14 protein-coding genes are annotated in these 15,346 nt (G+C 54.9%); 10 read left to right on the top strand and 4 right to left on the bottom strand.

The features are described from left to right. Positions 1–149 precede the first annotated feature (149 nt). Together pldB and yigL are read left to right on the top strand one after the other, a co-directional pair. Positions 150–1,142, top strand: coding sequence for a lysophospholipase L2 (pldB, locus tag JG725_RS14380; protein ID WP_172291361.1), 993 nt, complete (start codon positions 150–152; stop codon positions 1,140–1,142). 51 nt (positions 1,143–1,193) lie between these two features. Continuing rightward, on the top strand, positions 1,194–1,994 hold the full coding sequence (yigL, locus tag JG725_RS14375) for a sugar/pyridoxal phosphate phosphatase YigL (RefSeq protein WP_199378687.1): 801 nt from the start codon (positions 1,194–1,196) through the stop codon (positions 1,992–1,994). A 125-nt stretch (positions 1,995–2,119) separates the two neighbouring features. Here yigL and glpT read toward each other — a convergent pair whose 3' ends face one another. Then, positions 2,120–3,469: a glycerol-3-phosphate transporter gene (gene glpT, locus JG725_RS14370; RefSeq protein ID WP_172291360.1), complete on the bottom strand. Its 1,350-nt coding sequence runs from the start codon at positions 3,467–3,469 to the stop codon at positions 2,120–2,122. A 311-nt stretch (positions 3,470–3,780) separates the two neighbouring features. Between glpT and glpA the strand changes: the two genes are divergently transcribed. The 5 genes from glpA to gntR all read left to right on the top strand — a co-directional run bounded on the left by glpA (position 3,781) and on the right by gntR (position 10,195). Continuing rightward, positions 3,781–5,448 (top strand): anaerobic glycerol-3-phosphate dehydrogenase subunit A, encoded by a 1,668-nt coding sequence (gene glpA, locus JG725_RS14365; protein WP_199378611.1) that lies wholly within the window; start codon positions 3,781–3,783, stop codon positions 5,446–5,448. Continuing rightward, a complete protein-coding gene (gene glpB, locus JG725_RS14360) occupies positions 5,438–6,700 on the top strand; it encodes a glycerol-3-phosphate dehydrogenase subunit GlpB (RefSeq protein ID WP_199378609.1) in 1,263 nt (420 codons plus the stop codon). Before glpA ends, glpB begins: the two co-directional genes overlap by 11 nt. Continuing rightward, on the top strand, positions 6,697–7,905 hold the full coding sequence (glpC, locus tag JG725_RS14355; protein WP_199378607.1) for an anaerobic glycerol-3-phosphate dehydrogenase subunit GlpC: 1,209 nt from the start codon (positions 6,697–6,699) through the stop codon (positions 7,903–7,905). The genes glpB and glpC overlap by 4 nt, the downstream gene beginning before the upstream one ends. Positions 7,906–8,314: 409 nt before the next feature. Beyond that, positions 8,315–9,010 carry a pirin family protein gene (locus JG725_RS14350; protein WP_199378605.1) on the top strand — a complete coding sequence of 232 codons (696 nt, stop codon included), beginning with the start codon at positions 8,315–8,317 and terminating at the stop codon, positions 9,008–9,010. A gap of 189 nt (positions 9,011–9,199) precedes the next feature. Further along, positions 9,200–10,195, top strand: a complete 996-nt coding sequence (gene gntR / locus JG725_RS14345; protein ID WP_172291433.1) for a gluconate operon transcriptional repressor GntR — start codon at positions 9,200–9,202, stop codon at positions 10,193–10,195. Positions 10,196–10,234: 39 nt separating this feature from the next. Here the strand turns inward: gntR and JG725_RS14340 are convergent, their stop codons facing one another. Further along, positions 10,235–10,753: a gluconokinase gene (locus JG725_RS14340; RefSeq protein ID WP_172291355.1), complete on the bottom strand. Its 519-nt coding sequence runs from the start codon at positions 10,751–10,753 to the stop codon at positions 10,235–10,237. Positions 10,754–10,911: 158 nt separating this feature from the next. Between JG725_RS14340 and JG725_RS14335 the strand changes: the two genes are divergently transcribed. Beyond that, positions 10,912–12,288, top strand: coding sequence for a GntP family permease (locus tag JG725_RS14335; protein ID WP_172291354.1), 1,377 nt, complete (start codon positions 10,912–10,914; stop codon positions 12,286–12,288). Positions 12,289–12,335: 47 nt separating this feature from the next. Here the strand turns inward: JG725_RS14335 and JG725_RS14330 are convergent, their stop codons facing one another. Continuing rightward, positions 12,336–12,929, bottom strand: a complete 594-nt coding sequence (locus JG725_RS14330) for a YhgN family NAAT transporter (protein WP_172291353.1) — start codon at positions 12,927–12,929, stop codon at positions 12,336–12,338. A 375-nt stretch (positions 12,930–13,304) separates the two neighbouring features. Between JG725_RS14330 and asd the strand changes: the two genes are divergently transcribed. Further along, positions 13,305–14,408, top strand: coding sequence for an aspartate-semialdehyde dehydrogenase (gene asd, locus JG725_RS14325; RefSeq protein ID WP_172291352.1), 1,104 nt, complete (start codon positions 13,305–13,307; stop codon positions 14,406–14,408). Between the two features lie 106 nt (positions 14,409–14,514). Further along, positions 14,515–14,913: a nickel-responsive transcriptional regulator NikR gene (gene nikR, locus JG725_RS14320; protein ID WP_172291351.1), complete on the top strand. Its 399-nt coding sequence runs from the start codon at positions 14,515–14,517 to the stop codon at positions 14,911–14,913. A 106-nt stretch (positions 14,914–15,019) separates the two neighbouring features. Here nikR and JG725_RS14315 read toward each other — a convergent pair whose 3' ends face one another. Beyond that, entirely contained in the window at positions 15,020–15,286 is a 267-nt protein-coding gene (locus tag JG725_RS14315; protein ID WP_199378603.1) for a type VI secretion system PAAR protein, read from the bottom strand. Between the last annotated feature and the right edge of the window lie 60 nt (positions 15,287–15,346).

Below are 15,346 nucleotides of genomic sequence, written 5' to 3'. Positions count from 1 at the left end.
CAGGTTACCGCGGTGGCCGCGTTCCAGTCGCAGGGTTATCCAGGCTCAGGGGATCTTTCGGTTGCCGTCTGCCGCAACGTTGAAATTTATTGGGTAAACGCTCGCAAAATTGTTCCGATAGCTTTACGGGCCTGCACCGGAGATGTGTGATGACTTCGTATCACGATAGCCTGTTAACGCGAGAAGCGCAGTTTTCTGCGTTTGCTACCGGAGAACTGTTGGACTTTTGGCGTAAGCGCGAAGAGGGGGAGTTTATCGGCGTGGATAACGTGCCGATCCGCTTTGTGCGTTTTACGTCGCCTCAGCACGATAAAATCGTCGTGGTCTTTTCCGGTCGTATCGAGAGCTATGTAAAATACGGCGAAGTCGCTTACGATCTGTTCAGTAATGGCTATGATGTGTTGATGATGGATCACCGGGGACAGGGGCGATCCGGCCGGTTGCTCGAAGATGGTCATCGCGGGCACGTATTGCGTTTTAGCGATTATGTGGACGATGTCGAGCTGTTGTGGCAACAGCAGCTTGCCCCTTACGCCTATGCTCGCCGGTTTGCGTTGGCTCACTCTATGGGCGGCGCCATTTTGGCGCAGTTTCTGGCCCGTCAGCCGGATACCTTTGATGCGGCGGCGCTCTGCGCGCCGATGTGCGGCATCCATCTGCCGATGCCTGGCTGGCTGGCCTGGCGTATTGTTGACTGGGCGGAACGGCATCCGTCGGTGCGTGATTATTATGCGATTGGCACCGGGCAATGGCGGCCGCTGCCTTACATGGTCAACATGCTGACCCACAGCCGCGAGCGTTATCAGCGCAGCGTGAGATTTTATGCCGATTCCCCGGATTTGCGTGTTGGCGGGCCGACCTATCATTGGGTGCGCGAAGCCATAATCGTGGGTAAGCAATTGCTGGCGCAGGCCGCTGATATCACCACGCCTATCCTGTTATTACAGGCTGAAGAAGATCGGGTGGTGGATAACCGCAGTCAGGATGCATTTTGTCAGGCGTTGGCGCGGCATGGCCATCCCTGTGCGGGCGGCGGGCCTCAGGTTATTAAAGGGGCGCGGCATGAAATTCTGTTTGAGAAAGATAAAATTCGTGCTCAGGCATTGGCGCTGATCCTGGAGCATTTTGCTCATTATCATTAAATTTTGCGGCGAGTGCCGCCACAACACCACCAGAGGTTAGATCTCACCGTGATGTACCATGTCGTAGCTTCCGATTTAGATGGCACCCTATTATCAGCCGACCATACCTTATCCCCGTATGCGAAAGAGATCCTCCGGTCGCTGACCGAAAAGGGAATTCATTTTGTCTTCGCCACCGGACGGCACCATATGGACGTCGCGCAAATCCGTGACGGTCTTGGCATCAGCGCGTTTATGATCACCTCCAACGGCGCACGGGTGCACAATACGCAAGGCGATCTGATCTTCAGCCATAATCTGGATCCGGACATTGCCCGCGATCTTTACAGCGTGGTGCACAATAACCCGGATATGCTGACGCATGTATATCGTAATGATGAGTGGTTTATGAACCGTCAGCGGCCGGAAGAAGAGCGGTTTTTTAAAGAGTCGGTGTTTAAATATAAACTGTTCGAACCCGCCTTGCTGGAAACCGACGGCGTCAGCAAGATCTTTTTCACCTGTGATTCTCATGAGCAATTGCTGCCGTTGGAAGAGGCGATCAACGCGCGCTGGGGCGATCGCGTTAACGTAAGCTTTTCGACGCTGACCTGCCTGGAAGTGATGGCCGGAGGCGTGTCCAAAGGGCATGCGCTGGAGCAGGTGGCGAAAATCATCGGATTCTCACTGAAAGAGTGTATTGCCTTTGGCGACGGCATGAACGATTACGAAATGCTGTCGATGGCCGGTAAAGGCTGCATCATGCAAAATGCCCATCAGCGTTTAAAGAATTTGTTGCCTGAACTGGAGGTGATCGGCACCAACGTGGAAAATGCGGTGCCGAACTACCTGCGGGATCTGTTTCTGAAGTAACGGCGGCGGGCGGGTTGGCGTGAGGATCTCTGACACTGAGCGTTCATGCCGTCAAACCTCTTTCTGTTGATAGAAAGGCGGCGTCGAATAGACGCCGCCAGAGGGATGCGAGTTATATACCGGAATTATGACCGTGCTGCTAATTCGGCTTTATGTTTTTTCTCGCTGAACATGACCACAATCAGCAATATCACCGATATGATACTACCGCCGATCATCACCATGAAGCCGCCGTCCCAGCCGAAGAAGTCAACGGTATAACCGACGATGGCGCTCGCCGCAACGGAACCGCCAAGATAGCCGAACAGACCGGTAAAGCCCGCCGCCGTACCTGCGGCTTTCTTCGGCGCCAACTCCAGCGCGTGCAGACCGATGAGCATGACCGGGCCGTAAATCAGGAAGCCGATGATAATCATACAGGCCATGTCGACGTGGGGATTACCCGCCGGGTTCATCCAGTACACGACCGTGGCGATGGTGACTAACGTCATAAAGAACACGCCCGTCGCGCCGCGGTTGCCTCTGAATACCTTGTCCGACATCCAGCCGCACAGCAGCGTGCCGGGGATACCCGCATATTCGTAGAGGAAGTACGCCCAGGATGATTTATCCAGTGCGAAATGTTTCACTTCTTTCAAATAGGTTGGCGACCAGTCAAGAATACCGTAACGCAGCAGGTAGACGAAGACGTTGGCAATAGCGATGTACCACAGCAGTTTGTTGGGGAACACGTATTGCATGAAGATTTGCTTGGCGGTGAGCTCTTGTTCCGCTTTTTCACTGTAATCAACCGGGTAGTCGTCTTTATACTCTTCAATCGGCGGCAGGCCGCAGGATTGGGGCGTATCGCGCATCAGCGCAAAGGCGATCAGCGCAACCAGAATAGCGGCAAACGCCGGCATGTATAACGCGGCTTTCCAATCGTTAAACCAGGCCATGCCCAGCAGGAACAACAGCGGCGGCAGACCGCCCCCGACGTTGTGCGCGCAGTTCCAGATAGAAACGATACCGCCGCGCTCTTTCTGGGACCACCAGTGAACCATGGTGCGCCCGCACGGAGGCCAACCCATTCCCTGAAACCAGCCGCATAAGAACAGCAGTACGAACATTACCGCAATACTTGACGTCGCCCAGGGAACGAAGCCCATGAACAGCATGACGGCGGCCGATAGGATTAAACCGGCAGCCAGGAACACGCGCGGATTGGAACGGTCGGATACCGAGCCCATGATGAACTTGGAAAAACCGTAGGCGATTGAAATACCGGATAGCGCGAAACCGAGGTCGCCGCGGGAAAAGCCTTGTTCGATCAGATAAGGCATTGCCAGCGTGAAGTTTTTACGTACCAGATAGTAAGCGGCGTAGCCAAAAAATATCCCCATGAAAATCTGCCAGCGCAAGCGGCGATAGACAGGATCGATTTGATCTTTTGCTATTCGCGGCTGATGAGCTGCAGGTTTAAAAATACTCAGCATAGATATCTCCAATGCGAAAGAAAACGACAATTTATTGTTCTATTACGAACGTGATTGTAGGGAATAGGCGAATAATTAACTGTGATTCATCACCCAAATGTTATGTTTTTATAACGCTGTGACATTCTTTGCGCTCATGTTAACAGAATGAGTTTAACTCCATGATTAAGTTTAGTGACTCTTATCACATTTATAACTTTTAATTACCGAATTATTTTCGTTTTATGCTCGTTTTTGTTCTTTATCAAACATTATCCCTATTGTTTGTGTCCCAATAGCCCCTTATAACGATCCGGTTGGGGCGAGGGCATATGCAAAATAACGGGTCATACCGGGAAACCGATGTCATTGTGATTGGCGGCGGCGCGACGGGCGCGGGAACCGCGCGGGATTGTGCGCTGCGTGGGTTACGCTGCCTGTTGCTCGAACGTCATGACATGGCTACCGGCGCCACCGGGCGCAACCATGGTTTGCTGCATAGCGGATCGCGTTATGCGGTGACGGACGGCGAATCGGCACGTGAGTGTATTGAAGAAAACCAGATTCTCAAACGTATCGCCCGTCATTGCGTCGAACCAACCGACGGACTGTTTCTGACGCTGCCGGAAGATGATCTCGCCTATCAGTCCCAGTTTATCGCCGCCTGTCAACAGGCGGGTATCGATGCGCGGGCGATTGATCCGCAGGAGGCGCTGCGTCTGGAGCCTGCGGCGAATCCGACGTTGATCGGCGCGGTGCGGGTGCCGGACGGCACCATCGATCCTTTCCGTTTGACTTCGGCCAATATGATCGATGCTGAGGAGCATGGCGCCGAGGTATTGACCTACCATGAGGTCATCGGCTTGATCCGTCAGGGCGATCGCATCACCGGGGTACGCGTTTTCGATCATAAACATGCCATTGAAGGCGAAATCTACGCGCAGGTGGTGGTGAATGCCGCAGGGATCTGGGGGCAGCATATTGCCGAGTACGCCGATCTGCGCGTACGCATGTTCCCGGCAAAAGGGGCGCTGCTGATTTTGGGGCATCGCATTAACAACATGGTGATTAATCGCTGCCGTAAACCGGCCGATGCCGACATTCTGGTGCCGGGCGACACCATCTCGTTGATTGGCACCACCTCAACCCATATCGATTACGATCAGATAGATAATATGACGGTCACCCCCGCCGAAGTGGAAACGCTGATGCGTGAGGGCAGCAAATTGGCGCCGCAGCTGGCGGCTACGCGCATTCTACGTGCTTATGCCGGCGTCCGTCCGCTGGTGGCGAATGACAGCGACCCAAGCGGGCGCAGCGTCAGCCGCGGCATTGTGCTGCTCGACCATGCCAGCCGCGATGGTCTGGAAGGCTTTATCACCATCACCGGCGGTAAACTGATGACCTACCGGCTGATGGCGGAATGGGTGACGGATAAAATTTGTGAAAAGCTGGGGCACAACGTGGCCTGTACCACTGCCCAGAGAGCGTTGCCGGGTTCCGAGGCAACCGCAGAGCGAAACTCATCGGCTCACTTCACGGTAAAACGCCCTGATGACAAGCCGCTGTCCGCGCCATTGCGCGGCTCGGCTATTTATCGACATGGCGATCGCGCCGGACGCCTGTTATCCGGCGAGCGTCTCGATAGCAGCCTGGTATGCGAGTGCGAAGCCGTCACCGCCGGTGAAGTGCGTTATGCGGTGGAATCGCTACAGGTGAATAACCTGATTGATTTGCGTCGGCGTACCCGCGTCGGAATGGGCACCTGTCAGGGTGAACTGTGCGCCTGCCGGGCCGCGGGGTTACTGTGCCGGTTCGGACAGTCGACGCCGGAGCAGTCGATTACCCAGCTAAGCCAGTTTCTGAATGAACGCTGGAAAGGCATTCGCCCGGTGGCCTGGGGCAATACCCTGCGCGAAAGCGAGTTTACCAGTTGGGTATATCAGGGCTTATGCGGCTTGACGGCCGATGACGTTCGGGAGGAACAGCATGCGCTATGACGTGGTGATTATCGGCGGCGGGCTGGCGGGGTTAACCTGCGGCATCCGGCTGGCGGAACAGGGAAAACGTTGCGCTATCGTCAGCGCCGGGCAAAGCGCCTTGCACTTTTCCTCCGGGGCGCTGGATCTGCTCGCCTGTCTGCCGGATGGCCGGCCGATCGACCAGCCGTTAAGCGCGCTGGATGAGTTGGCCCGGCAGGCGCCCCATCATCCCTATTCGCTGATGGGTGCCGAGCGGATCTCGGCGTTGTTGCCGCAGGTTCAGGCGCTGCTGACGCGTTGCGATATGTCTATGCTGGGCGACTATCGGCAAAATCATCTGCGCATGACGCCGTTAGGTAAATTCCGCCCCTGCTGGCTTAGTCAGCCGGACAGCGTTACCCGTGGTCTGGCGGTCGCCGATCGTTGGGAAAATCCGCTGATTGCCGGTATTGAAGGTTTTCTGGACTTTCAGTCCCGTATTGTGGCTGGAACGCTTCAGGCGCAGGGGATCGCCGCCCGCAGTGATGATTTGAAACTGCCGGTACTGGACCGGCTGCGTCGTAATCCCAGCGAATTCCGAGCGGTGAATATCTCCCGTGTGCTCGACCTGCCGGAGAATCAGGCGGAGCTGACGGAAGAGCTGAGGTTATTAGCCAGTGGTAATGATGCGGTGATCATGCCCGCCTGTCTGGGGCTGGAAGCGGCTTCGGCGCTGACCGGGCTGCGCGAGGCGCTTGGCAAGCCGGTATTGCTGTTGCCGACATTGCCGCCCTCAGTGCCGGGTCTGCGTTTGCATCAGGCATTATTGCGCCGTTTTCGTCAGCAGGGGGGCATCGTCATGCCGGGCGACAGGGTGGAGCGCGCCATACTGGAACCGCAGGAGACGGCGCTCTACACCCGTAATCACCACGATATTCCGCTGCGGGCGAATCAGGTTGTGCTGGCCAGCGGCAGTTTCTTCAGTAATGGTCTGATTGCGCAATTTGATCGGGTGACTGAACCCGTCTTCGGACTGGATGTACGCTTTGCGCCGCAGCGGGACGCGTGGAGTCGTCAGGACGCGTTCGCCTCCCAACCCTATATGCAATTCGGCGTGATAACCGATGAGACGCTGCGTCCCGCTATCGGGGGCGAAACGGCGGATAACCTGTATGCCATCGGCGCCGTCCTGGCCGGGTTCGATCCCATTGCCCAGGGGTGCGGAGCGGGCGTATCGATGCTCAGCGCGCTGTATGTCGCCGAGCAGATCCTGAAGGAGGGCAATCAATGAGCCTGCTAACCGATAACAGCTTTGAAGACTGTATCAAATGTACGGTTTGCACCACCTATTGCCCGGTATCGCGGGTTAATCCTCTGTATCCGGGGCCGAAACAGGCCGGGCCGGATGGCGAACGTTTGCGGCGTAAAGATCCTGCCTTGTATGATGAGGCGCTGAAATATTGTACCAACTGTAAACGTTGCGAAGTCGCCTGTCCGTCCGACGTCAAAATCGGCGATATTATCCAACGGGCGAAAGCCAGCTACAGCGCCCATAAGCCCACGTTGCGCGATGCCATTCTCAGTCATACCGATCTGATGGGCGCCATTGCCACCCCATTGGCTCCGCTGGTGAATACCGCAACCGGGCTGAAACCGGTGCGTCAGCTACTGGATAAGGCGTTAAAAATCGACCATCGCCGCCAGTTGCCGAAATATTCTTTCGGCACGTTTCGCCGCTGGTATCGCCAGCAGGCGCAAGAGCAACTGCGTTACCGCGACCAGGTCGCCTACTTTCATGGTTGTTACGTTAACTATAACCATCCTCAGTTGGGGAAAGATCTTATCCGGGTGTTCAACGCGATGGATATCGGCGTGCAGCTGTTGAGCAAGGAGAAGTGTTGCGGCGTGCCGCTGGTCGCCAATGGTTTTCACGATCGGGCAAGAAAGCAGGCGCGAGTCAATATCAAATCGCTGGATGAGGCCATCAACAGCCGTTCCATGCCGGTAGTGGCGACATCCTCCAGCTGTACTTTCATGCTGCGCGATGAGTATCCGCATGTGCTTGGCGTCGATACGGATCATGTGCGCGACGGCATTGAACTGGCGACCCGCCAATTGTACCGGTTGCTGGAAGAAGAAGGGCGCACATTGCCGTTACGTCCGCTGCCGCTGCGGGTAGCGTATCACACGCCCTGTCATCTGGAAAAAATGGGGTGGACCGCTTATACCCTGTCGTTGCTGCAACGCATTCCCGGGCTTGAGCTGATCGTGCTGGATTCGCAGTGCTGCGGGATTGCCGGAACCTACGGTTTCAAAAAGGAAAATTACCCGACCTCGCAGGGGATTGGCGCATCGCTGTTTCGCCAGATAGAGGAAAGCGGGGCCGATCTGGTGATAACCGACTGCGAGACCTGCAAATGGCAAATCGAAATGTCCACCAGCAAGCCGTGCGAACACCCGATAACCCTGCTGGCCCGGGCGCTGATTCAGGATTAAACGGACAACCGAAAAAAATACTTTACAGACGAGAATGATAATGATTATTATTGTCATGCGTTCCGGGGAGACCGACTCGTGTTCATGTGGGTAAGATTCACATAACCATGACGGTTTTACCGCGAAGGCACGACATTGCTCACATTGCTTCCAGTATTTTTTTAGCCAGCTCGGGTGCTGGCTTTTTTTTTTATGCCCGCCACCTATCCTTGCCGCCCCCTTAAAGCCGTTGCTCCGCAACGCTGAAAAACGCTCCGGGCGTTTTTTGTCCATGATTTAACCTCCATTTTTGCGGGTATCCGCCTACGTCTCCGTTCTGATTTTTTGAACAGCGCGTTAAGTTTTTTGCGCTATCTTATTCTTAGCGACCCGTTAGACTTTATTCATCGAAAACGCGGGAGAAACTGACATGATCTATTTACGTCAAGCGCAACAGCGCGGACATGCAAATCACGGCTGGCTTGATAGCTGGCATACTTTCTCATTTGCGGATTATTACGAACCGGAATTCATGGGTTTCTCGGCGCTGCGTGTTATCAATGAAGACCGGATTGAAGGCGGGCGAGGGTTCGGTACGCACCCGCATAAAGATATGGAAATCCTGACCTATGTGCTGGACGGTACGGTGGAACATCAGGACAGCATGGGAAATAAAGCGCAAATCCAGACCGGCGAGTTTCAGATCATGAGCGCCGGCACCGGGATCCGTCACTCGGAATACAACGCCAGTAGCGATGATTTACTTCACCTGTATCAGATTTGGATTATCCCGGAAAAAAACGGGCTGACGCCGCGCTACGAACAAAAGCGCTTTGATATCCCGCAGGGACGCCAGTTGGTGCTGTCGCCGGATGCTCGTGACGGTTCGCTGAAGATTTTTCAGGATATGACGTTGTGGCGCTGGGCGCTGAAAGCGCAGGAGCAGTCGATCTATCAGGTACAGGCGGCGCGCCGGATCTGGATCCAGGTTGTGCGCGGCAGCGTGGAAATCAACGGCCATTCGGCACAAACCGGCGATGCTTTCGCCATTTGGGATGAAGAAACGCTGTCGGTGCACGCCAGCAAAGAGAGTGAGATCCTGTTGTTTGATTTGCCTCCGGTATAAGCGTGATTCGGTAACGCCAACCGCCGCGATTATCTGTTAATCGCGTTGATTTCTGCCGGTAATCCGTGGATGTGTTCACGGTTTTTTCTTTATACCTTGTTCCGATGTCAAAACGCTGACTCTGCATATTCCTTGCGCGCTTTTTTTGTTAGACTTCCGCTCAATATTTTCAGGCGCTCTCCGTGGATGATGAAGAAAAAAAGACCAGTTCTCCAGAATGTTGCCGATCGGGTTGGCGTGACGAAAATGACGGTGAGCCGTTATTTACGCAACCCGGCCCAGGTTTCTGCGGCATTGCAGGAAAAGATCGCTATCGCGCTCGATGAACTGGGCTATATCCCCAATCATGCTCCCAATATGCTTGCCAGCGCCACCAGCCGGGCGATCGGCGTTCTGTTGCCGTCGTTGACCAATCAGGTGTTTGCCGAAGTGCTGCGCGGTATTGAACGAGTCACGGAAGCGCAGGGTTATCAGACCATGTTGGCGCATTATGGCTATCACCCCGAAAAGGAAGAGCAGCGGCTGATGTCGTTGCTGGCCTATAACATCGATGGCTTAATTCTGGCTGAGCGTTCGCATACGGATCGCACCCGTCAGATGATTGACGTCGCGGGCATTCCCGTTGTCGAACTGATGGATTCGGTGTCTCCTTGTCTGGATATGGCCGTGGGATTCGATAATTTTGAGGCGGCCCGGCAGATGACCCAGCATATGATTTCACTGGGGCGCCGCCATGTTGTTTATCTCGGCGCGCGGCAGGATGAACGGACGATCATAAAGTGTCGCGGCTATGAACAGGCCATGCGGGATAATGGGCTGACGAGCTACTGCGTGATGAGTGAACACGCTTCCTCCTATTCTCTGGGGGGCGAGCTATTACGACAGGCACAGGCCGAGCACCCGCAAATCGACAGTATTTTCTGTACTAACGACGACCTGGCGGTTGGCGCGATGTTTGAGTGTCAGCGTCAGGGATTACAGGTGCCGAAAGACATGGGGATCGCTGGTTTTCATGGTCACGATATCGGTCAGGCGATGGTGCCGAAGCTGGCCAGCGTTCTTACCCCACGCGAGCGCATGGGGCAGATTGGCGCGGAATTCTTGCTGGCGCGTTTGCGAGGTGAGCCAGTGAAGCCGGCGATGATCGATGTGGGCTTTACCTTGCTGGACGGCAATAGCCTTTAGCCGATTATGTGTTGCCATCGCCGCCCTACCGGCACTACGTCACGCTTGGCGGGAGCGGCGCAACGCCTCAACGCAGCGGCTAACCACCTCTTCCATACTGCCGTCGATGTCGACGGTCAGTACGTCCGGTTCATCGCTGCCGGGCTCTTCCAGAGCGTCAAACTGGCTTTTTAACAGTTCCGTCGGCATGAAATGTCCGGCCCGGGCTTTATGGCGCGCCAGAATGAGATCAAAACTGCCTTTCAGATAGAGAAAGGTCATCCCTTCATTGTCGCGGCGTAAGCGGTCGCGATAGCGTTTCTTTAATGCCGAGCAGACGATGATGCCGGTTTCGTTTTTGTGATACAGGCTGTAGGCCGCGTCGTTCAGACGATCCAGCCAGGGCGCGCGATCTTCGTCATTCAGCGGCGTGCCGCCGGCCATTTTCTGGATGTTGGCACGCGGATGCAGATCGTCGCCGTCAATGAATTTTGCATGGATCGCCCGGGCAAGCGCGGCCCCTACCGACGATTTCCCGCTACCCGACACGCCCATAAGAATAACGCTTTGACCCGGCATAATTTGATCTCCATCCCAAAATGTAAATTAAATGAAACTTACTAGTTCCTAACTTTAACATGTTACCCGTATCATGTTACCGGTATCAAATGATGATGTGATGTATCTCACAAACAATTAACCAGTCCACATCAGGTGACTGAAACGAGATTACGACTATGACAGAAATATCATCCGCTTATAGTGCCAGTGTGCTACTACTCATCGCCGTAGGCGCGGTAGCACTGTTGCTCGTGCTGATCATGCGTTTTAAAATCCACGCTTTTCTGGCGCTTGTATTAGTCAGTTTGGTAACCGCGCTCGTAACAAAAACGCCTTATGAAAATATCGTACCGACGTTACTGAGTGGTTTTGGCAGTACGCTGGCCTCGGTCGCGTTGCTGGTCGGCCTGGGGGCGATGATCGGGCGTTTGCTGGAGATCACCGGTGGCGCCAACGTATTGGCCGACACGTTGATCATTAAATTTGGCAAACGCCATGCGCCGTTCGCGTTAGGTATCGCGTCGCTGCTGTTTGGTTTCCCGATCTTTTTTGACGCGGGCTTGATCGTTATGCTGCCGATCATTTTCAGCGTGGCGAAGCGTTTTGGCGGTTCAACCCTGACCTATGCGCTGCCTGCCGCCGGGGCATTTGCGGTCATGCATGCGCTATTGCCGCCTCATCCGGGGCCGGTTGCCGCGAGTGAACTGCTCGGCGCCAATATTGGTCTGCTGGTGATTGTCGGTCTGATTATTGCTTTTCCGACCTGGTATTTGGGCAGTTATCTGTTTGGCCTGTGGGCGGGTAAGAAATTCCATCTACCGCTGCCTTCGACCTTCCTGGAAGAAGTAAAAGCCGACCCCCAACATACGCCGCCGTCGTTTTTAGTGGTGTTGAGCGTACTGTTGCTGCCGCTGGTGTTGATCTTTCTTGATACCGGACTGAATACGCTGACCGTCATGGGGGTGATCAACGGCGACAGCGGCGTGGTGCAATTCCTGAGAATGCTGGGGAAAACCCCGGTGGCTCTGCTGATCACCGTCCTGTTTTCTCTGATCATGTTCAGCGGGCAACACAGCCGCCGCCATCTTGATAAAGCCTGTGAAGGGGCGCTGGGGCCGGTGTGTTCCATTATTCTGGTCACCGGGGCCGGCGGTATGTTTGGCGGCGTATTACGCGCCAGCGGCATCGGTACGGCGTTGGCCGATATGTTGTCTGATACCGGTATGCCGGTGATTGTCGCCGCGTTTGTCGTCTCCGCCGCATTGCGTATCGCTCAGGGGTCGGCCACCGTGGCGTTGACCACCACTGCGGCATTGATGGCGCCGGCCGTGGCGGCGACCACCGGATTGAGTCAGTTCGATCTGTGCTTTATTGTGATCGCCATCGCCGGCGGCGCGACGGTGCTGTCGCACGTGAACGACTCCGGCTTCTGGCTGGTCGGGCGTTTCCTTGAAATGGACGAGAAAACCACGCTGAAAACCTGGACGGTAATGGAAACGCTGATCGGCACCATTGCGTTCCTGATCGCCGCCATAGGCAGCGTGTTTCTCTGATAATGATAAGACGGGGTTTGGCCGCGATGCGACGAACCCCTGTTTTTTTACAGCGACATATATGCCCGTATGCCGTCCAGAAACATCTGCGTCGACAGCATAACCAGAATCAATCCCATCAGTTTTTCCAGCGCGCTGACGCCTTTCTCCCCCAGCAGTCGTAAAAACAGATCCGACATTAACAGGATGATGAACGAGATCGCCCAGGCAATAAATAAGGCCAGCGTCAGGGACGATAGTTGATTGGGATATTGATGCGACAGCAGCATCAGCGCCGCCAGAATCGACGGACCGGCGACCAGCGGAATGGCCAGCGGCACCAGAAACGGTTCTTCCCCGGCGGGCAGGCCGGTACTGTTGCCTTCCCGTGAGGGAAAGATCATGCGGATAGCGATCAGGAAAAGGATGATGCCGCCGGAAATCGATACCGTTTCGGTGCGTAGATTAAGAAAGGCCAGGATCCGCTCGCCGGCAAACAGAAAGATCAGCATCAGACCCAACGCGATAAGCATCTCACGGACCAGCACCACGCGTCGGCGTTTGGGATCGAGGTGTTTCAGCACCGACATAAAAATAGGCAGGTTGCCGAGAGGATCCATAATTAACAGCAACAGCACGGTTGCCGAGATCATTTCTGTCATGGTGGTCGTTAGCTCCTGAAACCCAATTTCCTGAAATCGACGGGTAATTAAACAAATAGATGTCGTGCGTCATTCTATATCAGGGTGATGATATTAGAATGACTGTTAAAAAGCGCGGCGGCATCGAATAAATTCACTTGCGACTTTGTGTACATTTTGTATGGTGGAAAGACTTGTTTATCACGCAATACCCACGAGCTTGAAATCTATTGGGTATAGATACTCTAAATAATTCGAGTTGCAGGAAGGCGGCAAACGAAGGTCAAATTCGTTTGGAACGAATTTGACCAGCCAACGCACATGCAACTTGAAGTATGACGAGTAAAAGACAGCAGTCAGAATTCTTTTTGTCACCCCCAAGGCAGGACAGTTACCATGAAAAATGTTGGTTTTATTGGCTGGCGCGGTATGGTCGGTTCGGTTCTCATGCAGCGCATGGTGGAAGAACGCGATTTCGATATGATCCGCCCGGTATTCTTTTCCACTTCTCAGCACGGTGAACCGGCGCCGGCGTTGGGCGGTCAGCAAGGCGTGTTGCAGGACGCCTACAATCTGGACGCGTTGCGCGCGCTGGATATCATTATCACCTGTCAGGGTGGCGATTATACGACTGAAGTCTATCCGAAGCTGCGTGCAAGCGGCTGGCAGGGTTTTTGGATCGACGCCGCCTCCTCGCTGCGCATGCAGGATGAGGCGATTATTATTCTGGATCCGGTCAACCATGCGGTGATTAAGCAGGGGCTGGACAATGGCGTTAAGACGTTTGTCGGCGGCAACTGTACCGTCAGCCTGATGTTGATGTCGCTGGGCGGTCTGTTCGCCAACGATCTGGTGGACTGGGTGTCCGTCGCCACTTATCAGGCGGCTTCCGGCGGCGGCGCGCGGCATATGCGCGAACTGCTGGTGCAGATGGGTATGTTGCATGGCGACGTGGCGAAAGAACTTCAGGATCCGGCTTCAGCCATTCTGGATATCGAACGTAAAGTGACCGCGCTGACCCGCAGCGGCACGTTGCCGACCGATAATTTCGGCGTGCCGTTGGCTGGCAGCCTGATCCCGTGGATCGACAAGCAGTTGGATAACGGCCAGAGCCGCGAAGAGTGGAAAGGGCAGGCGGAAACCAACAAGATCCTCGGCGGTAGCCGTGTGATCCCGGTTGACGGTCTGTGCGTGCGCGTGGGCGCGCTGCGCTGCCATAGTCAGGCATTTACCATCAAGTTGAAAAAAGATGTGGCGTTGCCGGAAATTGAACAAATGCTGGCAACCCATAACGACTGGGTAAAAGTCGTGCCCAACGATCGTGACGTCACGATGCGCGAACTGACGCCGGCCGCGGTAACCGGTACGCTGTCCACGCCGGTTGGCCGTCTGCGTAAACTGAATATGGGGCCGGAATATCTGTCCGCCTTTACGGTAGGCGATCAACTGTTGTGGGGGGCCGCTGAACCGCTGCGCCGTATGTTGCGTATCCTACTGTAACCTTGCCGCGCTGGCGCTATTCCTTTATGGGGCGCGCCAGCATGGTTTTACCGCTGGTATTTTCCTGTCGACGCCATGACCCCTGCCATCTTCCACGAGGCTTTTGATGCAAAGACTGACGATTTCAATGGATGATCGACTGGCGCAGGACTTTGATGAACTGATGCGGCGTAAGGGTTATGCCAACCGTTCTGAGGCCTTCCGCGATATGCTGCGCCGTGAACTGGGTGAAATGACGCTCGAAACGGATAAAAATGGGGCATGCGTGGCGGTGCTGAGCTACGTCTACGATCATCACGAACGTCAGCTCTCCAGCAGGCTGGCGGAAATGCAACACGACCATCATGATCTAACGGTTTCCACCATGCACACGCATTTGAGCCATGAAGAGTGTGTGGAAACGATTATTTTGCGCGGTACGGCGTCACAGGTTGAGCATTTCGCCGAATCCGTCATGGCGCAAACGGGCGTACGGCACGGACGGTTGAATCTGATCCCGCTATAAAAGGCCACTGTGCCGGCGCGCTATCAGGATGTCGAGCAGCAGCAACCAGGCAACGCCTTCCATGTCGGTTATCGCCCCAAAGCGTAGCTCCGGATGGCTTAAAACCTCATCCTATATTTACGCTGCCGCCGCCGATCAACACCCCACCGCAGCTAACGGCATCACCGCTACGCGCCGCCGGTTTACCATCAATGAACACGCTGGATGAGCCGCCGCTGATGCTTCGGCTATGACCATGAGGAGCCAGAGGATCGCCTTGCCGGGCGAGCGGCAGACCATCCACGTTAACGGTTGGAGAGCCGGCAATGACCGGCGTAGGCGGATGACTGCCGTGGCCGGTATCGGAATTCCCTAATTTAACGGCATTACCCATATTTTTAGTCTCTTTCTACTTTGTGCGTTTACGTATTGTGATAAATGAATTATAAGATTG

The sequence above is a fragment of the Brenneria sp. L3-3C-1 genome, from assembly GCF_016456245.1.
GTDB lineage: Bacteria > Pseudomonadota > Gammaproteobacteria > Enterobacterales > Enterobacteriaceae > Brenneria.
The sequence above is the reverse complement of the archived record's forward strand: the minus strand, read 5'-3'. Positions and strand labels throughout refer to the sequence as shown.